18 protein-coding genes, 1 tRNA gene and 4 pseudogenes are annotated in these 20,956 nt (G+C 39.5%); 5 read left to right on the top strand and 18 right to left on the bottom strand.

Annotation, left to right across the window (positions count from 1 at the left end; translation table 11 throughout):
* The first annotated feature begins 50 nt into the window (after positions 1–50).
* The 4 genes and pseudogenes from N1I87_RS03745 to N1I87_RS03730 all read left to right on the top strand — a co-directional run bounded on the left by N1I87_RS03745 (position 51) and on the right by N1I87_RS03730 (position 1,936).
* A complete protein-coding gene (locus N1I87_RS03745; protein ID WP_340397129.1) occupies positions 51–383 on the top strand; it encodes a nuclear transport factor 2 family protein in 333 nt (110 codons plus the stop codon).
* 262 nt (positions 384–645) lie between these two features.
* Entirely contained in the window at positions 646–1,152 is a 507-nt protein-coding gene (locus tag N1I87_RS03740; RefSeq protein WP_340397121.1) for a GNAT family N-acetyltransferase, read from the top strand.
* Between the two features lie 369 nt (positions 1,153–1,521).
* Positions 1,522–1,725: pseudogene (locus tag N1I87_RS03735) on the top strand (IS1595 family transposase); the annotation flags it as partial.
* A gap of 13 nt (positions 1,726–1,738) precedes the next feature.
* Positions 1,739–1,936: a hypothetical protein gene (locus N1I87_RS03730; protein ID WP_341095235.1), complete on the top strand. Its 198-nt coding sequence runs from the start codon at positions 1,739–1,741 to the stop codon at positions 1,934–1,936.
* Between the two features lie 258 nt (positions 1,937–2,194).
* Here the strand turns inward: N1I87_RS03730 and N1I87_RS03725 are convergent, their stop codons facing one another.
* The 11 genes and pseudogenes from N1I87_RS03725 to N1I87_RS03675 form a co-directional block, all read right to left on the bottom strand.
* Positions 2,195–3,517 carry an APC family permease gene (locus N1I87_RS03725; protein ID WP_341095237.1) on the bottom strand — a complete coding sequence of 441 codons (1,323 nt, stop codon included), beginning with the start codon at positions 3,515–3,517 and terminating at the stop codon, positions 2,195–2,197.
* A 317-nt stretch (positions 3,518–3,834) separates the two neighbouring features.
* Positions 3,835–4,473: a LysE family translocator gene (locus tag N1I87_RS03720; protein ID WP_341095238.1), complete on the bottom strand. Its 639-nt coding sequence runs from the start codon at positions 4,471–4,473 to the stop codon at positions 3,835–3,837.
* A gap of 150 nt (positions 4,474–4,623) precedes the next feature.
* Positions 4,624–5,250: an FMN-binding negative transcriptional regulator gene (locus tag N1I87_RS03715; RefSeq protein WP_341095239.1), complete on the bottom strand. Its 627-nt coding sequence runs from the start codon at positions 5,248–5,250 to the stop codon at positions 4,624–4,626.
* Between the two features lie 136 nt (positions 5,251–5,386).
* A pseudogene (locus tag N1I87_RS03710) lies at positions 5,387–5,957 on the bottom strand (nucleotidyltransferase family protein).
* A gap of 395 nt (positions 5,958–6,352) precedes the next feature.
* Positions 6,353–7,027, bottom strand: coding sequence for a CoA transferase subunit B (locus tag N1I87_RS03705; protein ID WP_341097250.1), 675 nt, complete (start codon positions 7,025–7,027; stop codon positions 6,353–6,355).
* Positions 7,028–7,065: 38 nt separating this feature from the next.
* Entirely contained in the window at positions 7,066–7,755 is a 690-nt protein-coding gene (locus N1I87_RS03700) for a CoA transferase subunit A (RefSeq protein ID WP_341095240.1), read from the bottom strand.
* A 334-nt stretch (positions 7,756–8,089) separates the two neighbouring features.
* A pseudogene (gene ltrA / locus N1I87_RS03695) lies at positions 8,090–9,353 on the bottom strand (group II intron reverse transcriptase/maturase).
* 613 nt (positions 9,354–9,966) lie between these two features.
* Positions 9,967–10,049, bottom strand: a tRNA-Leu gene (locus N1I87_RS03690).
* A 214-nt stretch (positions 10,050–10,263) separates the two neighbouring features.
* Positions 10,264–11,438 (bottom strand): annotated as a pseudogene (locus N1I87_RS03685) (amidohydrolase).
* Positions 11,425–11,964 (bottom strand): GNAT family N-acetyltransferase, encoded by a 540-nt coding sequence (locus N1I87_RS03680; RefSeq protein WP_327803580.1) that lies wholly within the window; start codon positions 11,962–11,964, stop codon positions 11,425–11,427. Before N1I87_RS03680 ends, N1I87_RS03685 begins: the two are co-directional and overlap by 14 nt.
* Before the next feature lie 23 nt (positions 11,965–11,987).
* Positions 11,988–12,758 carry an amino acid ABC transporter ATP-binding protein gene (locus tag N1I87_RS03675; RefSeq protein ID WP_341095243.1) on the bottom strand — a complete coding sequence of 257 codons (771 nt, stop codon included), beginning with the start codon at positions 12,756–12,758 and terminating at the stop codon, positions 11,988–11,990.
* Between the two features lie 291 nt (positions 12,759–13,049).
* Between N1I87_RS03675 and N1I87_RS03670 the strand changes: the two genes are divergently transcribed.
* Positions 13,050–14,216: an IS256 family transposase gene (locus tag N1I87_RS03670; RefSeq protein ID WP_341100373.1), complete on the top strand. Its 1,167-nt coding sequence runs from the start codon at positions 13,050–13,052 to the stop codon at positions 14,214–14,216.
* A 137-nt stretch (positions 14,217–14,353) separates the two neighbouring features.
* Here the strand turns inward: N1I87_RS03670 and N1I87_RS03665 are convergent, their stop codons facing one another.
* The 7 genes from N1I87_RS03665 to N1I87_RS03635 form a co-directional block, all read right to left on the bottom strand.
* Complete coding sequence (locus N1I87_RS03665) at positions 14,354–14,908, bottom strand: amino acid ABC transporter permease (protein WP_341100681.1); 555 nt, start codon at positions 14,906–14,908, stop codon at positions 14,354–14,356.
* A gap of 21 nt (positions 14,909–14,929) precedes the next feature.
* Positions 14,930–15,634 (bottom strand): amino acid ABC transporter permease, encoded by a 705-nt coding sequence (locus tag N1I87_RS03660; protein ID WP_327803577.1) that lies wholly within the window; start codon positions 15,632–15,634, stop codon positions 14,930–14,932.
* Positions 15,635–15,668: 34 nt separating this feature from the next.
* Positions 15,669–16,508, bottom strand: coding sequence for an amino acid ABC transporter substrate-binding protein (locus tag N1I87_RS03655; RefSeq protein WP_048622751.1), 840 nt, complete (start codon positions 16,506–16,508; stop codon positions 15,669–15,671).
* A gap of 331 nt (positions 16,509–16,839) precedes the next feature.
* Positions 16,840–17,100, bottom strand: coding sequence for a glutaredoxin family protein (locus N1I87_RS03650; protein ID WP_341100679.1), 261 nt, complete (start codon positions 17,098–17,100; stop codon positions 16,840–16,842).
* Between the two features lie 13 nt (positions 17,101–17,113).
* Positions 17,114–18,454 (bottom strand): LLM class flavin-dependent oxidoreductase, encoded by a 1,341-nt coding sequence (locus N1I87_RS03645; RefSeq protein ID WP_341095248.1) that lies wholly within the window; start codon positions 18,452–18,454, stop codon positions 17,114–17,116.
* Positions 18,444–19,475, bottom strand: coding sequence for an LLM class flavin-dependent oxidoreductase (locus N1I87_RS03640; protein ID WP_341095250.1), 1,032 nt, complete (start codon positions 19,473–19,475; stop codon positions 18,444–18,446). The genes N1I87_RS03645 and N1I87_RS03640 overlap by 11 nt, the downstream gene beginning before the upstream one ends.
* Positions 19,476–19,619: 144 nt before the next feature.
* Complete coding sequence (locus N1I87_RS03635; RefSeq protein WP_341095252.1) at positions 19,620–20,525, bottom strand: LysR family transcriptional regulator; 906 nt, start codon at positions 20,523–20,525, stop codon at positions 19,620–19,622.
* Between the last annotated feature and the right edge of the window lie 431 nt (positions 20,526–20,956).

The following is a 20,956-nucleotide window of genomic DNA, read 5'->3' as shown; positions in this document are numbered from 1 at the left end:
TACGGACAAAGTATAATGAGATGCAATAATCAATCCAAAGGAGGATAAAAATAGAAAACAAATCCGCTTTAAAAAAGCATTTATGTCAATTAGAACAAATGTTGTTAAAACCGGAAATTCGTTCAACTGACGATTTTTTTGAATCCGGAAATCCAGGGAATATTTGGCATAAAAAGGATTGTGTCGATGAGGGCGGACTTAGTATAAGGAAAATGACTCTTTATGATTTTGAGATAAATCCTTTATCAGAAAATGCCGTGTTACCGACATTTCGTGTAAAAGATGATACAAGAATGCAAGATACTTTACGCAGCTCGATTTGGAAATTTCGTGATGGAAGATGGCAAATGTTTTTCCATCAAGGAACGTTAATAAAATCGTAATCATGATTGTGGAGTCGTTGCAGAAATATTAGAGTGAGTTCTTTTGAAATATCAATATGAAAGGTCCTTGTGAATAAAAATATCTGCTTTCAAACTAGAATTTTTCTGAACTCCCGGACTATGTATGAAAGAGTTTATCGTGATTTCATTTGACTCGCTCAAGTTTCATATTGATTTTCTGTATATCATCCTCTAGCATAAAATACAAGTGACTAAGATTGTCCTAATAAATCAATTTGTCCGTAATGTGGGAGTGTTGTTCATGTTATCAGATATTACCGTGAGAGATGCCGAATTCAGCGATTTGCCTGCCATTGTAGAGATATACAACTCTACCATTCCAAGCAGAATGGTAACGGCTGATTTAGAACCTGTTTCTGTTCAAAGCAAAACACAGTGGTTTAAAGAGCACTCTCCTTCTTCCAGACCTTTATGGGTAATAGACCATCAAGGAAAAATAGTCGGATGGTTGAGCTTTCAATCGTTTTATGGAAGACCGGCTTATCACTCGACAGCAGAAATCAGCATTTATCTTCACCCGGATTTCAGAGGAAAAGGACTTGGAAAATATATGCTCCAAAAAGCAATAGATGCTTGCCCAAGACTTCAAATAAAAACCTTGCTTGCGTTTATATTTGGACATAACAAGCCGAGCCTTCAACTTTTTTCACATTTTGAATTTGAAAAATGGGCCCACCTGCCAAACGTCGCAGAATTAGACGGCGTTGAAAAAGATTTAATCATTCTTGGGAAAAGAGTCACTCCATGACGCATCAAGGCTTAGCCGTTTATAGCGCAATAGATTTTCTCAAAATAACCGCTAAACTCAATATGTAAAGCAACCATTTCAGACACTGGTCAAAAGATGATACACTAATATATAAAAGGAATATTGGTCCATTTAGAGAATCATATAAATAAAACGAAACGATTGAAATCTCTGATCTTATCCACGCCACCTTGGCAGAAACACCGAATAAGCGCAAAGAATTGAAAACGGATAAGCCTTGAACTGCCGATGTATTTATTAAAACAAAGGCTATGGAATAACTCTGTTGATTTTTGATAAACCAGCTAACGTTACATGGTATAAGATAAAACATTTATTTGGATGTTTTATAATAGCAAAATTTAAAAATTGAATTCGTCTGAACAACATCGTTAAAAAGGGTTCTTTAACCATTCTCTTATGTCATTTTCAGCAAGTGAACCTGTTTTTCAAAAACGAACTGTATGCAAAAATAAAGATGGCTATACTTGTGTACACCGTGGTTCTAAACAAGTTATGCGTTTCGGTAAGTACAAGGTTAAATTCGGACTAAAAGAAATGGAAAATACAAAAGGGAATGGGTTGAATGGACAAAAAATTCGAAATATTAATGAAAGTGATGCCTTTCCTAAGTGGTCATTTTATCTTAGTCGGCTTGATTATGGCAATATTAAGTGTATTAGACCATAATGTACAAATATTTTGTTTATCTTTATTCCTGATTTTGCAATCCGTACTTGCATTAACATATACTAAGTTATTTAAAAAAATTTGGCAGAAATAACTTTCACTTTTAAGTTATTAAGATATTCACTGTTTAACTCACAAACCATTCATCAGTGAAGCCCTTTTTTAAAGGTTCCATTCAATTTTTAGATCAAAAAACAGAGCGGACCGGCACGCGAGAAACATCGGCTCATTGCACGCCATTTTAACACAAAACCCTCGACAATTCCTACTGAAGTCATCGAGGGCTAAGAAGTTTTTTCAAAAGATATTCATTTCTTGCGTCTGTTATATACTTAATTATTTTTAATTTTGTTTAATGATTATTACGCATATAAATTGGAAGACCTAAAGCAGTTAAACCGAGACCACATAACGCTAGGATCGTTTGTGTGAATAAGGTGTTGATCACGATAAATAACCCGCCAATAATCGCTATGATAGGGATGACAGGATATAACGGCACCTTGTAAGGCCGCACAAGATTCGGTTCTTTTTTGCGCAAAATGATGACGGCAAGAAAAGTCATCGTATAGAATATCCATATCACAAACACTAACATATCCGTTAACGTATTAAATCCACCTATTAGCATCATCATGATCGCAACCAGCAAGATGAATATTCCGGAATTATACGGGATTCGCGTTTTATTTGATAACGTAGCAAACCATTTGCTAAAAGGCAATTGATCTTCTAATGCCATTGCATAAGGGATTCGCATTCCGGTCATTGTATATCCATTAATGCTGCCAAATACCGAAATTAAGATACCGATACTAACCAATTTTCCACCCATCGTACCAAAAAGAACGTTTGCTACATTAGACGCAGGTGTATCAGTCCCTGCAAGAGCTGTTGCCGGCATAACTAAGAGGAATGCAATATTAATTAATAAATAAACGACCATGACACTCGACAGCCCTACTATAATTGCTTTAGGCAAATCTTTCTTTGGATTTTTCATTTCTCCAGCGATATTCCCTACATGAATCCATCCATCATAAGCAAACATGGTTGCCAGCAATCCAGATCCAAGGGCCGATATAAAAGCTTTATCTTGTCCTGCTTCAATCGGGAACAGTTGAAAAGTTACATTCCCTTCGTGCAGCAATCCAAAAATAGAAATAAGAGCTAAAGGAAGTAATTTACATATAGTAAAAACAGTCTGAATGCTCCCAGCAGCTTTAGCACCTAAAAAGTTCATAAGGGTGATAAAGGTGGCTGTTAGAATCGCTATTCCCACAATCATCATTCTATGTTCATTCGCATTTAATCCAAACAGACTAACCGTTTGGGTTCCGAAAATAATCGCAAGTGCAGCAATGTTGGCTGGAAAGTAAATAATCGTTTGTGCCCACCCCAATAAAAATGCCGTTAAATTGCCATATGTACGCTTTAAATAGGCCATCATGCCGCCTGTTTCCGGAATGGCTGCCGATAATTCAGCTGCCGTTAATCCTGCACAAATAGTTAACACTCCTCCAATCAGCCATGCAAGCAGCCCTAAACTTGCTGTCCCGGTGGCACCATATACTGCAGTTGGCTTAAAAAAAACACCGGCTCCAATTACAGTACCAATAACTGTAGTTAAAGCAGCCAAGAAACCAATTTCTTTTTTTAGCTCCTGTTGTGACAAAGTACTCACTCCTGTTTTATTGTGTTTAAGATATATGACTTTTAAGACTTGCACAAACAACAGTCATGATACACATAAAATCTCTAAAAGAAAAGGGCATTTGGTAAATTATCATTTCTACACAAAATGCCCCATTTTACTGAATATTATTTATGGTTTGAAACAAAAAAGATAAGTACTTTTCATAAAATTTCGTTTTTTAAGCAGAAAGTTTTCTTTTTCTATCTCAACTATTGTCATCAATAAAATTCATGAAATGTCCGCTATGTTGGGATAACCTTATTAAAATAATGAAAAGAAGCTGAATAAGGGAATCATCATGATCGTGACGCTTTTGTTTGAAAGAGTTTGATGCCTAACCCTATAAAAACAATCCCCGTTAATTTGTTTAATAAGTCTGCTATCTTTGCATTTTCTCTTAGTTTTTTAGTCGCGAATGAAGCAAAATAAGCAATGATAAAACACCAAATAGTGCCTGTCATGATAAACGAAATTCCTAAAAGAATAAAAGGAACGGGGCCATAAGGATTATCAGGACGAATAAATTGCGGAAGAAAAGAAATAAAGAATAGCGCTACTTTTGGATTTGTAACATTGGTTAAAACTCCCTGCATGTATATCTTTTTTAATTCCATGTTCTGTAATGCTGAAGATTCAAAATTCATCGGTGATTTTTGACGCAACATTCTTATGCCAAGATAAATCAAGTAAGCAGCACCAATTAATTTTATGGCTGTGAATAGCACAATAGATTTTGCCAAAATAATCGATAGACCAAAAGCGGCTAATAAAGTATGGATGAAAGCACCCGTTGAAATTCCAAGGACAGAGTAATAGCCTGCTTTTCTGCCTTGTGATGTACTTCGGCTGATAATGTACATGGTGTCAGTCCCGGGAGTTACGTTTAATAATAAGGACGTAAGCAAATAAATACCGTAACCAGTTATTCCAAACATTCGCACACCTTCTTTTCCATTAACTTTATCTCCCCGCTAGAATGTCAATGAAAGCGATGAGAAACAAAACCTTTTGGTTCGCCGCCAAAACAAGTTCTAAGAGTAACAAAGTATGTAAAACTTATACAAACGCTTCAATTTGTTGATATATTATCTTTGCAGTTTCATATTCCGTTCCATTATTTTTGCCAATTCTGCTGACTGATATTGGCCGCTTGTTTTTAAGCCATTTATAACATTTTTTTGCCTTTCTATTGAGTGATTCTGGCTCAATTTCCATTTTCCTTCCATCTTGTTTATTAAGATTTCAAATACAACTATCCCATTCAGTAAGCCATCTATAAATTCATCATCAAATGGAGTGTCCCAAGGGTCGGGCATAGATGATTCATAAAAATGAACCGTCTTTTCCATCCGTTCCACCATTTCTTCTTTTTTCTCTATGATTTGAACGGTCCCATATACATGGACTGCTACATAATTCCAAGTAGGCACCGTGTTAGGATCTTTATACCAAGAAGCGGAGATATAAGCGTGGGGACCTTGAAAGACGACAAGAACCTCTTTGCCGTTTAATTTTTTCCAATGAGGATTCTGTTTCGCCATATGGCTAATCAACACACCTTTATCCCCCGTTTTTTCATCCAGGAAAAAAGGCAAATGCGTTGCTGACGGCCCGCTTTCTTCCTGAGAAAATAAAATTCCAAAACTGTTACCTTTAATAAAATCTACTAATCTTGATTGATCATTGACCCTAAAAGCTGTTGGTATGTACATTCCAATTTCCCTCCATAATTTTTAATAATTATACACACAGGTAAATATAAATGCAAAAATAATTCTATCAGATCTGTTTTCGCTATAGCCGCCTATACATCGCTTCGCACCTCAAAATTCAGTTCTTTTAAAGACTTTAGTTCGAATTTTCAATATGATAAACTTTCACTTTATGCCAAATAGCTTTCCAATTCTTTTTCGTTATCCGTTCTTCGTAAACCTTTGCTAGTTCTTTTAACTCTTTAAAATAGGGAGTCGGCTTTACTTCCAATTTCACCACGTCATTTATTCCCCAAGGAGCATCCAAGAGGCTGTCCTCTTTTTCATCCAATTTTACTCCTAAAGAGGTTGCTGTTTCTGGAAACTTGGATATCGCATCGATGGAAGAATACTATTGATAACGTGCATCCTTGCCTCATTTTTCACTGACCAAGGAATGTCAGGGAGGATATATTTCTTAATCTCATTTCTAACTTCTTTTCTTCTAATTCGTCCGTATTGCCATCATCAAAATAGATGACATCGATATCTGAAATAGGCGTTCTTTCTTTAAAGCCGTGTAACACATCCCATATTTTCGAACGAACAAATCCGGCACAGACCCACCAATCAGGTAAATGCAATGATTTTACTGCTCTTAATATATCCATCATCCACTCATCTTCTTTTATCAGTTGAATGATCTCTTTCTCATTTTGAATCATCACCCTTCATCCCCTCCCATCAAACGTATACTTCTATCATTATAAAAGCAAAATACGTCTCCGGCAGTACACCTTATTATGCAGTCCCATTCAATTTACCTAGCCGTTTATAAAACTTTCGGTTCTCGAGATCATAAATTTTCCTTCCAATTCCATAGACTGTTACTGTACCCATATCAAGCGCACAAAAAAAGACTTCTGCAATGGTAGAAGTCTCTTGAAAAAAGAATGGAATAGGATTGCCGGTGTTTAGAGTCAACTTGCACACCAAAAAGGGAAGATGACTTTAAATCGTCCTCGTCTGCCATTTTCCTGTAGAAAGGAAGGCTTATGAAAATGGTTCCAGTCGTGCATTTCTTCGATTTTTACGATTTTGAATCCTTTTACCCCTCAATCAATTAAAAAGCGTTTAGCAAAATATCGTCAGGAACGATTAAATTTGGTTCAGTAGATTCAATGATTTCCTCAACTGTATATCCTTTTGCGACTTCCACTAGCTTTAATCCTTCTTTTGTGACATCGATTACGGCTCGGTCCGTAATAATCCGGTTGACGACACCTTGTCCTGTTAATGGCAAGGAGCATTTTTTTAGAATTTTCGGTTCACCATATTTATTCGTATGTTCCATAATCACGACAATCCGCTTGGCACCATGGACCAAATCCATGGCTCCCCCCATCCCTTTAATCATTTTTCCGGGTATCATCCAGTTAGCCAAATCTCCTGTTTCAGAAACTTCCATGCCCCCGAGAATCGCTAAATCAAGATGCCCGCCTCGAATCATGGCAAAAGATTCTGCACTGCTAAAATAAGATGCCCCCTTTATAGCCGTCACGGTTTCTTTTCCCGCATTAATGAGATCCGGATCTACTTCTTCTTTCTTGGGATAAGGACCTATTCCTAGTAAACCGTTCTCTGACTGCAATACGATCTGTTTATGTTCGGAAACATAGTTCGCGACCAACGTCGGCATCCCTATCCCTAAATTCACGTAATATCCGTCTTGGATTTCCTTTTCCGCCCTGCGAGCAATTCTTTCACGTATTTTCGTTTTATCTTCTTTCACCACCATGTTTTGCATCCCTCCTCTTTAGGTAAATCCATCACTTCTTAACGGCTGACGGTTAATCGTTCTATTCGTTTTTCTTGTTTTCCGACTACAAGATGTTGAACATAAATTCCCGGCGTATGAATTTGATCCGGATCGAGTTCACCGATTTCGTATAATTCTTCTACTTCCGCAATCGTTACTTTTCCGGCTGCTGCCATCATAGGATTGAAGTTTCTAGCCGTCTTGTTGTAAATAAGATTTCCCATTTTGTCTCCTTTTGCAGCCCTAACCAAGCTAAAATCGGCCGTCATCCCGTATTCCAATAAATATTTCTTGTTTTGGAAGGTTCTGACTTCACGTCCTTCCGCAATGGGGGTGCCTACACCAGCAGGAGTATAGAATGCAGGAATTCCAGCTCCTCCTGCTCTAATTCTTTCCGCCAATGTTCCCTGCGGAATCAGTTCCACTTCCACTTCTCCCGATAAAACTTGTCTTTCAAATTCTTTATTTTCCCCAACATAAGAACCGATGATTTTTTTGATCTGTTTATTTCTTAAAAGCAGCCCCAATCCCCAATCATCTACACCACAGTTATTAGAAATCACTGTTAAATCTTTTACACCCGATTCGGCGAGCGCTTTAATCAAATTTTCAGGAATCCCTACGAGACCGAAACCGCCCACCATAATAGTCATGCCGTCTTGAATATCTTGAATCGCCTCTTCAAAACTATTAAATATCGTTTTCATGTTCTTTCCGGACTCCTCCTTCTGCGATTCTTCTCTTATAGAAACGATGGCGTCATCTTGACTCCCGCCAATACGCGAATACTAAAAAATGGTCTGGCAGTTGTTTCTATCTTACGGTTCATTGAATGAAAAAATGACAACATCTCATTTGAACGACAAACCCCTCTCTTTTTAAGCACAAACTTTTTTGGTCAGCTAGCAGCAATTGGATGACGTGGACGTTGTCACTCTTCATCCGTTTATGTCATTCATCGACTAGAATCGAGTAGGAGGGGGTGATTAACCCCCGTCCTCTCACACCACCGTACGTACGGTTCCGTATACGGCGGTTCAATCAAGATAAATGACGCAAGAATTCATAACGTTTCTGTAGACTTTTAAGCCCTTGGTTACTCCAATAGGAGTTTCCAAGGGTTCTGTGTAATATGGGACTTTTTGAGATTCGCCAATAACCTTTGCGACTGTTCCCCCATTCATAAGCTTTCCATTCAGGAACTCCTAGTTTTATGAGGTTGCGTATCCTGGTCTTTGAGGTCTTCCAGTTTTTCCATAAACACATCCGGAGTCTTCGTCGAATCCAGCCATCCAAATCTTCAAAGATACTCTTTGTGTCTGCTAATGCAAAATATCCACACCATCCAAGTAGATATTGGTTAAGTTTCTTAATCCGATATTCCATTGGGTATGGTATTTTTCTTGACGTGATTTCTCGCACCTTTTTCTTCATTCGTTTTAGACTTTGCTTGGCAATCCGAACTTTTGGCTCTTTTGAAGGTGTAAAACTAAATCCTAGAAACTTTCGTTTCCATGGTCGGTCAACCGCAGATTTCTTCTCGTTGACTTTTAGACGAAGTTTTCCCTCAATAAATCGTTTGACACTAGCCATGGTTCTTTCACCAGCCCGTTTTGACTTCACGTAAATATTACAGTCATCGGCATAACGAACAAATTTATGCCCTCTTTTCTCTAATTCTTTGTCTAGTTCATCTAGTACAATATTCGAAAGTAAAGGGCTTAGGGGGCCACCTTGCGGCGTCCCTTCTTCTGTCCTAGATACCACACCATTAATCATGACACCAGCTTGTAGATATTTGCGGATTAGCTTCAATAGTGGCTTTTCTTTAATAGTCTTGGCTAATGTACTCATCAGCCTGTCATGATTCACTCGATCGAAGAACTTTTCTAAATCCATGTCTACTACCCATCTATAACCATCTCTGATATAGCCTTTTGCTTTCCTAACTGCGTCATGAGCACTTCGATTTGAACGAAACCCATAACTATGTTCGGAGAACATAGGGTCATATATCCTCGATAATACTTGGGCAATTGCTTGTTGAATCAAACGGTCTGTTACGGTTGGAATACCTAGTAACCGAACACCGCCATCAGGTTTCGGGATTTCGACTCTTCGAACAGGCATTGGTTCATAGGTACCCTTTGAGAATTGCTTCTTTAATGGATATCCAGTTTTCGACTATGTGCTGACGTAGGTTTTGTACGGGCATCATATCTACTCCATGGCTACCTTTGTTCTTTTCTACTCTTTGTAAAGCTAAAAGCATATTCTCCCGTGACAGGATTTGATTCAAAAGCATTGTTATTCTTCCTTCCGTGAATAGCTTATCTTCTTATGCCAGTGGTCACTCCACCCTCCAAGAGGTCCCCCACGGAATTCACCGTTTCCTTCCTCAAGTGAGGTACTACGTTTTCTGTGTTCAACATGACACACTGAATGCAAAGGGCTATTCTCTCTTAATTGTTCAGTCCTTCCGAATTGTTCTAGACCAATTCGTACTATGACCTCTGCTGACTTCTGATGGCTCAGCTACTTATCACTAAGTAGGTTATGAAGGGTACTTCACGTATCCATCAGACCTCCCCGGGTAAGAGTGTAATCTTTCCTTCCATCCATCTGCTTCATTTACTCTGTATCACCTTCGGCAGAAAGGGCTTTGTTTTGTTGTGCAAACTCACCCAGTGTGACCTAGCCTCATATGAAGTTCGTGTTCCTCAGATCGGAAGTTTGCCGCCCGCTTCCTTCAGATTCCGCGTCACCACGGACACCCTTGCGTTAAGCTAACTGCTACTTCTGCCTTCGCAGCTCGGGACTTTCACCCTATAGATTACACCCATGCCGGGCGCACACAAAAAAGTCAATGCTCTGAACGACTCAAAGCATTGACTTTACAGGCTTTTCGTTAAGTATGATGCCGATGGTGGGAGTCGAACCCACACTCCACAAGGGAACACGATTTTGAGTCGTGCGCGTCTGCCAATTCCGCCACATCGGCCTAATGTTTTTATAGTTGTTTTTCAGACAAGTACTATCTTAATACATTTTATATAAAATGTCCATATCTTTTTTTACAAATATAAAAGTGTTTTAAAGACATATCATTTTTTAGAATGGCCCTTTTTTTATAAAGAATCCCCCTCTATGCAGACTCTTAAGAACATGAAAAATGTCTTTTTGTTATCAGTCTACGTCGGGGGATTCGGTCCATTTCAGAAAGTTGAATGGCTCTTTTGTTTCTCCTTAACTTGGCTGTATTCAATAAGCAGGTTTTTAGCTGTTTCATATAAAAAATAAGCAGCTTTGATAATGGCCTTTTCATCAACAGTAAATGATGGATGATGCCAATCTTCGTTTCCGTTTGACCCGAAAAAGGCAAATGTTCCGGGAATTTGCTGTAAGTAGTAAGAGAAATCTTCTCCGGCTGTTGACGGTTCCGGATCAATGACATGAAGGGATAGATTTTGCGCTGATCGGCGTGCCGTTTCAGTCACCTTTTCATCATTGATGAGCGGAGGCGGTCCAGCAAACCAGCGAATCACAAATTCCTGTGCATAAACCTTCGCAATATGCTCCACCACTGTATAAAAGCGCTCTTTCACTTCTTCACGAATGACGGAATCAAATGTCCGGATTGTGCCATCAAGCGTTACATCCTCCGGAATGACATTCCATGTGCTTCCACCTTCTATTTTGTTACACTGACCACTGCACTTTGAAAAGGTGATACGTTCCGACTGACAATCGTTTGCAGAGCGGTAATAAGCTGTGCGGACGCGATAATGGGATCTTTTCCTTTATGCGGCAAGGCTGCATGAGATCCTGTTCCGCGAATGACCACTTGAAATCGATCAACCGCTGCCATCAATGGACCATTTTTGAGCCCGACCGTCCCCACCGGCAAATCCGGTTTGTTATGAAGACCAATGATTGCATCGACGTTTTCAAGCTGACCGTCTTTGATTACCTTATCTGCACCTGCACCTGATTCCTCAGCCGGCTGAAAGAGAAGACGGATTGTTCCATTTAATTCGGACTGATGCTTTTTTAATAAATAAGCGGCACCAATGGCAGCCGCAGTATGAAAATCATGGCCACACGCATGCATTTTTCCTTTTATTTTGGACGAAAAGGGCAAACCTGTCTTTTCTTCAATTGGAAGTGCATCGATATCCGCGCGTACGGCAATCGTAGGCCCGAGTGTTTTCCCTTTTATGTCCGCAAAAACACCCGTTTTTAGCGAAGTTTCTCTGATGTCAATATCCTCTTCACGAAGCCACTTCTCGATCGATTTTGTCGTTTCAAACTCCTCTTTTGACAACTCCGGATATTGATGCAAATGGCGTCGGATCGCAATTAAGCGGTCTTCCAGACTAGATGGACTCATAAACGGATGCCTCCTTTTTAATATCAAATCGAAAGCACTTAACTAAAATATCATGGTTTTGAAAGTCCTTGGACTTATCTCGTTTAAATCCGAGCCATTCATACAACTGTATGGCTTTTTGCATTTTATCGCTTGAGTGCAAATACAAATTTGCCGCTCCTTTTGATTGCGCATATCGAATACTCTCTTTTAACAATTTTTGTGCAATTCCATGTCCTCTTGCCTTCGGATGAACCGCCAACAGCCGTACGATCGGAGAAAAGATGTTCAGTTCCGGCCGGTCATACGCCTTTTCCGAGGACTCGAACAGCTGCAGCGTCCCGAGAATATCCCGCCCGCTTCTCGCCACCAAAATCCGATCCACATCCGGATTATCCACAGAAAACGCAATATGGTCTAAATATTCGGTCCAAACATCGGGATCTTGATATTCAGACTCATACTGGCGATAGCTGTCAATTAGAAGCTGACGAACTACTTCTTTTTCCTCAACCAACATGTCACGTATCTGTACATTATGGATCACGTTTACAATCCTTCCCTTCTTATTTAATGTGCTGTTTCCTGAAGCCAGCTGACAGACGGTTCCCCTGAAATCCGCTTTAAAAATTTTCGTGTCCGTTCTTCTTTTGGCTTTGTAAAAATCTCATAGGGCGAGCCTTTTTCTATAATCAATCCGCCATCCATAAACAACACTTGATCCGATACATCGCGGGCGAAATTCATTTCATGTGTCACAATAAGCATGGTAATCCCTTCATCGGCAATATTTTTAATGACAGCCAGTACTTCTCCGACAAGCTCGGGATCAAGCGCCGAAGTCGGTTCATCGAAAAGAATCACTTCCGGATTTAACGCAAGAGCACGAGCAATGCCGACACGTTGCTGCTGACCTCCCGAAAGTTGACTTGGAAAATAATTTAATTTATCCAATAATCCGACTTTTTCAAGCACCTGTTCGCTCCGTTCCCTCGCCTCCTTTTTATTCATTTTTTTAGCCACAATCAGTCCTTCCATTACATTTCCAAGGACTGTTTTATGAGCGAATAAATTATAATGTTGAAAAACCATCGCTGATTGTTTTCTTAATGAAAGAATTTCTTTTTTGTTTGCTTTGGCTGCTTCAACCTTTACATCACCTACCTGAACGATTCCTTCATCCGGTTTTTCAAGAAAATTTATGCACCTTAACAGAGTCGTTTTCCCGGAACCGCTTGGACCTAGAATTGTAACGACTTTTCCTTTTTCGATAGTCAAATTTATCCCTTTTAAAACTTCATGATTCCCAAATGCTTTTTTTATACCGTGTAAATAAATCATCGAACCCCTCCCCTAGCATAGAATGTGGCTTTTTTCTCCAATAACAATGAAATCGATTCAACTAGAATTGTAACCACCCAATAAATGATTCCCGCTGCGATGTATGCTTCGAGGAACTTTAAATTATTTGATGCAACAATTTTTGCTGCTCCCGTCAATTCTTTTTCTGAAACTATAAAGGCAATAGAGATGATGTATAAAATTTTGTGTCAAGCATTTGGCTAGACCAAAAGAAAAAGGTAGGGTATTCTCTGATTTGGCAAAAATCTTAGAGAAAGGAGTACCCTACCTATGTCTAAAAGTATATCGAATATAGATTGGATGAATCAACTGGAAAACGTTATTCGTGAGTTTGTAAAGGAAAAATTAGAGCTGATCATGAAGGAAGAAATCCAGACTTTCCTCGAAATGGAACAAGAGGGAACGTCGAATAGAAGAAACGGCTATTACCATCGAAACCTAGACACGCAGTATGGTCGTATCGAAGGACTTTCTGTTCCAAGAGACCGAAACGGGGAATTTCAAACGCAGCTGTTTGCCCCTTACCAACGCCATACCGGCTGGCTCGAGGAAGCCGTCATCAAGATGTATCAAAGTGGGATGAGTACGCGTGAAATTGGCAAGTTTATCGAACGAATTTTAGGAAATGCCTACTCACCAACAACGATTAGCCATATCACGGATGTGGTAAGGGAAGACATCGAGAAATGGCATAATCGCCCCCTACCCAAGCGTTATTCGGTCTTATATTTGGATGGGTTGTACGTGAAACTTCGTCGAGATACGGTAGAAAAAGAGGTCATTTATGTCGTGTTAGGTGTAAACGAAGAAGGGTATCGTGAAATTCTCGACTTCTTCGTAGGAGGACAAGAAAGTGCCTATGGGTGGCAAGAGATTCTCCACAATCTCTACAAGAGAGGATTACAGGAAGTGCTTCTGGGCGTATTTGATGGCCTTCCGGGGCTAGAGGAAGCCTTTAAGGCGGTTTATCCGAAAGCCGATGTGCAGCGCTGTGTCGTTCACAAAGTACGTAATACCTTAAATCGTGTTCGGAAAAAAGATCAATTTGAAGTGGCAGAGGATCTCAAACTGATTTATCGCGCACCGAATAAGGAGATGGCGTTACAGATGTTTCAACAGTTTGAGTCGAAATGGTCGAACAAGTATCCGAGAGAAGTTCAATCTTGGGCCAATGAGTTGGATGTCCTCCTTACATTTATGGATTATCCAAGCAGTATTCGAAGTGTGATTTACACGACCAATGCCATTGAACGAACGATCAAAGAGATTCGGAAACGTCTAAAGCCGATGAACAGTTTGAGTAGTTTAGAAGCCGCTGAAAAAGTCGTGTATTTGACCATCCAAGATTTTAATGAGAAATGGGCAGGACGAAAATTGCGAGGATTTGCCGAAGCACATGAAGCCCTTCAACGAATGTTTGAAGAACGTTATAATTAACCAAATAATGTAAATCAATGAGGTTGATTTTATAAGGGGGATTCTCTCTTTCCATACAGGAGACTGAATATTCAGTCTCCTGTATGGAGGAAACCAGTCTTCCCCTCTATTCTAAATCTATTTCAGAGATACCCTATCTATCTTACATTACACAAAATTCTTGACGGTACCGCAATAGAGGTTGTGTGCAAAAAACCGATAAAAATATTAGTAAAATTAGGAATGGATTGCGACAAAGCCTGTGGAAGAATAATGCGAACCATCATTTGAAACGTGCTCATACCAACTGAATACGCTGCTTCAGCCTGGCCTTTCGGAATAGAAATAATGCCTGAGCGAATGACTTCAGATAAGTAGGCGCCGGCACTTAATGAAAGAGCTGTCAGTACAAATACACTAACGGGAATAGATGAAATGGCTAATTTCGGAGCTGCCGCTTGGAGGAGCATCGGCAGCCCAAAATAAATGAGCATTATATGCATAATAATTGGAGTTCCTCGTAAAAACGAAACATATCCATTTGCAACAGCAGACAACCCCTTTACTTCATACACGCGAATAAGAGCTACAACCAGTCCAATGAAAAATCCAACAATAAGTGGTATGACTGTCAGCATCAAAGTTAGCGGAAGTGCTTTAATAATTTCCTTCAATGCCGTCCATATAAAAGGAATATCAATGACCAATTCCATCCCTCCTTTACACCGTTTTGGCTATACCGAAGAAACTTCCCCGGACTTATGTCGATTTACCCGTTTTTCAAACCAACAGAATATTTTTTCAAGAAGGACAACCACAATGTAATAAATAACTGAAAGTGAAATATATACTTCCAGTGCGTGAGTTGTGGAAGCAATCAATGTTTCTCCTCGACCAACCATATCCATCACACCGATCGTAAAGGCTAAAGATGTATCTTTCAGCGAACTAATAACGGTGTTGGCAATATTCGGGAATGCAATACCAACGGCTTGAGGAACAATGATGCGGAAAAAATTTTGCGACTCACTCATCCCGACAGAATACGCAGCTTCCGTTTGTCCATAATCAACGGCTTGCACGGCTCCTCTAAATATTTCGGAAAAAACGGCGCCATTATTGAATGCATAAGCAACAATGACAGAATATAAAGGATCCACTTTTGACAAATCGATATTGATTAATTGAAATAATGAAGGGATACCGTAAAAAATCAAAAATAGCTGAATTAATATCGGTGTGCCACGAATAAAAGAAACATAGACGACCACCAGCTGCGACAAAATTGGAATGCGGAAAAGCCGCAAGATAGCGGCTATGATTCCTATAATGATTCCAAGTACAATAGAAACGGCTAAAATTTGAAGAGTGACACCCAAATATTGAATAAGCTGTGGTATAAAATCACCGACTAATGTAATGTCAAATGCTTTACCCAATCCTTAAATCCCTCCTTTTATTTCATCGTTCAAATTAAAACCCAACTGAGTAATCCGCTCCCAGCCATTTTTGGCTCAATTTTTTCACAACGCCTTCCTTCTTCAGTTCTCGAAGAGCTTCATCAACACGTTTTTGAAGTTTCGTTTCATCCTTTCTAAATAAGAAATACACTTTCGAGTCGGAAAGGGTATTGCCCACTACTTTTTCTTGTGCATCAGCTGATTTGTTCAAGAAATCAACGGCAAATGGTGTTGAAATGGTCGCATCTGCCCTTCCTGTACGTATTTGGTTGACTGTATCATCTGATCCCTGGCCAGAATACACTATATTAATGCCTGCATTATGATCTTTATTGTATTTTTCTAGAAAAACGGCCGCATTGCTTGTGGCACTTACGACGACTTTTTTACCTCTTAAATCTTTAATCGATTTAATATCGTTATTATCTTTATGAACCACTACTTTTAGAGGGAAAACATTGTAAGGAACTTTGTTAAACAGGAACTTGGCTTTCCTCTCTTTATTTACTTCCATTTCATGGGCAATAAAATCAATTTTTCTTGTTTCAAGACTTAATAATAGATTAGAAAATTCCATCGTTTTAAATTTAAACTGATATTCAGGAAGTTTTTTGTCAATTTCACGAACGAGCTCTACATCATATCCAGTCAATTTTCCGTTTTTATCAAGGAAGCATATATTAGGAAACTGTGTTCCGGTACCAACGATGATGGTTTGTACCCCTTTTTTTGTATCTTTGGAACTCGAATCTGCATTGGCATCAGTTGATGAAACTGCTCCTTCTTTTGGCGAGCAAGCTCCCAGAAAAAATGTAAATAGCAATGTCACAATAAACCAGATCTTTTTCTTCATCCTCTTTCCTCCACTCACCATTTCTGCTCACAATCGGTTCTTAATAATTTTTGCCGAAAAGGGCAGTGTTAGCTCATTTTCTCGTATCGTTTGTTGTAAAAAACGGAAAACACTTGATGAAAGAACACACATCCTTTTTCAACAAATAGCAATCAAAAAGTAATAGATTGCCAACTATAGTAAGCTAGTTTGATATAAAAAATTTATATTGTACTCATGAATATGCCGGCACGCTTATAAAGCTTTATCGCAAAGACAGGCGAACTTTTATTAATCATCATTAAACAAATTCATTTAGTCGGTTTTAAATCAAAAATGAAACATATGATTACTAATGAGTACTCAATGCTTTTTCAAGATTTGTGATCCCGATTTGCGTGATACCTTCGTACACGTCTCCACGACCGATTTCAACAATTGGTACATGCCAGATACCATATTTAATTTCTAAAATATCACGGAGTTCATCATGATTGGTTACATCCACCGTTTGATAACGAATACCTTTTTCTTCTAAAAATTGTTTTACTTCTTCACAATAACGACATCCTTCTTTTGCCCAAACCACTACTGATAACGCTTTCTCTCCCATTTATCGTTCCTCCCTAGTTAATAAAATGATTTTCTTTTTTGTTTACATAGCGATTTTCTTTAAACGGCAGTCCTAAGTTTCCTCTTAATGTTTCACTTCTGTACTCCCTGCTGTAGTAGCCGCGTTCTTCCAAAATCGGAATGACGTGCCGGATAAAATCGGTTAAGCCGCTGCCGAGAACAGGCGGGGCAAAAATAAATCCATCCGCTCCATTTCCTTCCACCCAGGCAATCAATTGATCGGCTACTTGCTCATACGTACCGAAAAAAACGCTTTTCGGTGTCGTAACTTGCAAGGCCACTTCTCGAAGCGTTAAGTTCTTTTCGCGGGCATTTTGCTTAATTTGATCGGTTGACGACCGGAAGCTATTTTTCCCGACATCGCCTATATCAGGAAACGGCTCATCAAGCGGAAATACACTGAAATCGAAGTGATCAAAGTATCGTCCTAAATAATCGAGAGCTTCTTCAATCGACACAAGGTTTTGAATCGCTTCGTATTTTTCTTCCGCTTCTTCTATAGTTGCACCGACAATCGGATGAATCCCCGGGAAAATGAGAATCTCGTCTCTGCTCCGTCCGTTTGCTTCTGCCCGCAGTTTTACATCCTTATAAAAAGCTTGGGCCTGTTCGAGCGTTTCTGCATTGGTAAAAACAGCATCCGCCTCTTTTGCAGCCAAATTTTTACCGGCTTCAGAAGAACCTGCTTGAAATATGACGGGCTGCCCTTGACTCGAACGTTCAATATTTAACGGTCCTTCGACAGAAAAGAAACGACCTTTATGATTCAATACATGAACCTTATTTCGATCAAAAAACTGTCCGGTTTGCCGATTTCGTATAAAAGCATCGTCTTCCCATGAATCCCACAATCCTTTTACTACTTGTAAAAATTCTGCCGCTATCTCATATCGTAGAGAATGCGATGGATGTTCACCTTTATTGTAGTTCTTTGCAGATCCCTCTAAAGGAGAAGTGACAACATTCCATCCAGCACGTCCCTCGCTGATTTTATCCAGCGATGCTAACTGGCGGGCAACCGTAAATGGCTCACTGTAAGTGGTTGATATCGTACCGACCAGCCCTATTCTCGATGTTACTGACGCGAGAGAAGATAAGATGGTGATGGGTTCAAACCGATTCAAGAAATGAGGAATGGATTTTTCATTTATATATAGTCCATCTGCAACAAAAGCGAAAGAAAATCCGGCTTCTTCAGCTTGTCGAGTAATAGACTTGTAATACTGAAAGTTAACACTGGCATCTTTTGGAACACTTGGATCTTTCCAGGCGTTCATATGACTTCCCGGGCCGTGCAACATAATCCCAAATTGAATCTGTTTTTTATGAGACATAAGTTTCACCCTCTTCTTCGGTTAAAGAGTTGTCATTCGAGCCGTTTGGACTTAACAGCTGAAAAGACCGAATCCGTTCTTCTACCTTTTGAACAGGGGAATGCAAAATAAATTCATCCACTTGATAGGATGCATGGAATTTATTTAAGATTTTTTTTACATAGACGGAGGTTCCGGCAATGATATAGCTCGCTTGTTCCTCTACTTCATAAGATTGCTCCGCTTGTTTGCCGAAAGCATGTGCTTGTTCCAATGTAGAGACCGTGACAATACGTCCGCTTTGCAGATGGACTTTATACATTTTTTGATCTTTCGCCAGTTCTTCGGCCTCTTTTTGCGAATCGGCAGCGACTGCTGCAAGGGATAGCAGAAAACGTCCGTCCGGATAGCCGTTGCGATAAACGTGCGCCGATTCTTCAAGCACCTTTACGTCGCCATTAATAAACAAGGCGAATACAAAAGGAACTTGAAGGTCAGCTGCCAGCTGAGCGCTTCTGCGACTGGCCCCGAGTAAAAAAAGGTTGGGTTTTTCCGGCGGTATAGGTGTCGCTTCAATACCGGCGAGCGGATGATCTTCATCCACTGAATTTTCAATTAATTTTTTCAAAAAAAGAAACCTTTCTTCAAAATCTTGTCCGTCATTCACGGTGCCAAACTGCAACGCCTTTGTCGATAACGGCAGGCCGCCCGGAGCCTTCCCGATCCCAAGATCGACTCTTCCGGGAGCAAGAGTAGACAAAACATGAAAATTTTCCGCAACTTTAAAAGGACTATAATGTTGAAGCATGACTCCTCCTGATCCGATGCGAATCGACTTCGTTTTGGCAAGCAAATATGACATTAAAACTTCCGGAGACGACCCCGCTACCTGTTCCGAATGATGATGCTCCGACACCCAGAAGCGCGAGTAACCCCATTCTTCTGCTTTTTGGGCCAAGCGAACGGTTTGCTGCAAGGCTTCAACAGCTGAAAAGCCTTCAAGGATCGGGCTTTGATCTAACAATCCAAGCTGATAACTCATATCCATTTTCCTCCTGTTTTTATTCTCAGTTTACAGGTGTGATTAATTTGTTTTATTTGTTGGTATTTATCCTATCATCGGAAATAGCGAAAAAGCAATACTTCAAGCGATAGAAAGATTTAAGCGATTCATTAATAAAATTTATCAATTTGTTTGAGAGAATGATGAAACAGCATTCTTTTCAAATTGTTCAATCGACAAAAGAATGTCATTCCATAAAAAAGGAAGCTCCGGTCCATAATATGTTCCATGAATATGCTGTTTCAGCATCATCAAATGATCGACATTGACTTCCACCAGCTGGCCTGTTTCCAGTTCATGTTTAACGCATAAATATGGCAGAAATCCGAACCCGTTGCCGCTTTGAATGAGTGATTTTGCCACTTCAAGATGATCCACGTGAAATTCAATTCGCGGTTCCACGTTCGCCACTTCAAAAATTTTGTGTACACGATTCCAGTCGAACGCTCCGCATTCAAAAAAGACCATTGGTTCAAGAGCCAATTGCTGTGCGGATAACTTTGACTGAAACTGAAAAGGATGTCCCGGCTTTACGACAAGCCGTATTGAATTGTCAAGAAGCGGTTGATGCTGCAATGCTTGATGCGACACTTCTTTCATGAACGCCACATCAATCTGCTTTTGGAGCAGCTTATCTACTAGCACCTCGTTAGACGCTGAAATAAATTTAAACCGGAGTTCCGGATGTGCTTTTTTCCAAAGCGGCAGTGCAATGGGGATAAAATATTGAGATGTAATGATATTGGCCCCAATGACTACCTCTTCCTGATCCGCTCTTTTTTTCAATAGTTTTTTTCCTTGCTGAAAAGTGCGGATAATCTGCTCAGCATACGGAATAAACATTTCCCCCTTTTCCGTCAGCTTGATGCCTCTACCCTCCCGTTCAAACAGTTCTGTATCCAATTCTCGTTCCAATGCTTTGATCCGCGCCGTAACCGTTGGCTGTGATAAAAACAAAGCGTTCGCTGCTTTATGAATGCTGTTAAAATGGACGACATACATAAAAGCTTCAATATGATCAATGTTCATCTTCTCCACCCCTTTTTTAATAAAAAATAAAAAGCTCCCGAACATAGATGCATCAGGAGTTATTGAACGTCAATTCTACGTTATTTTGTTTTTTTATTTTAATCATATTATTCCGATTAGTAAAGTATATTTTAAAAAATTTCATAAATAAAGTGAATTCAGTTAATTGAACCGTAAGAGATCGTGCTTTATTCCAACCTATAAAAGTACCTTCCCCTTTAATACATACGCCTTTGACTCTTTGCTCTTTTTTTGATTACGAGAACCGATGTTTTGCTGATATCCGTTTCACCAAAAAGCTTAAAATCCTCATCAATTGAGCTTAAATGTATATTTTAGGAGAAATAAACCCTCATGCGATTACAAAAGCGATTTTTACCGCCCTCTGCAAAAGAAAAAACAGGCCTTTATCCAATCTGTCATCGAATGAA

Origin of the sequence: Bacillus sp. FSL W8-0102 (assembly GCF_038007225.1) — a bacterium.
In the GTDB taxonomy this organism is placed as follows: Bacteria; Bacillota; Bacilli; order Bacillales; family DSM-4216; genus Bacillus_O; species Bacillus_O smithii.
Note: the sequence above shows the minus strand (reverse complement) of the source record. Positions and strands in the feature narration are given on the sequence as shown.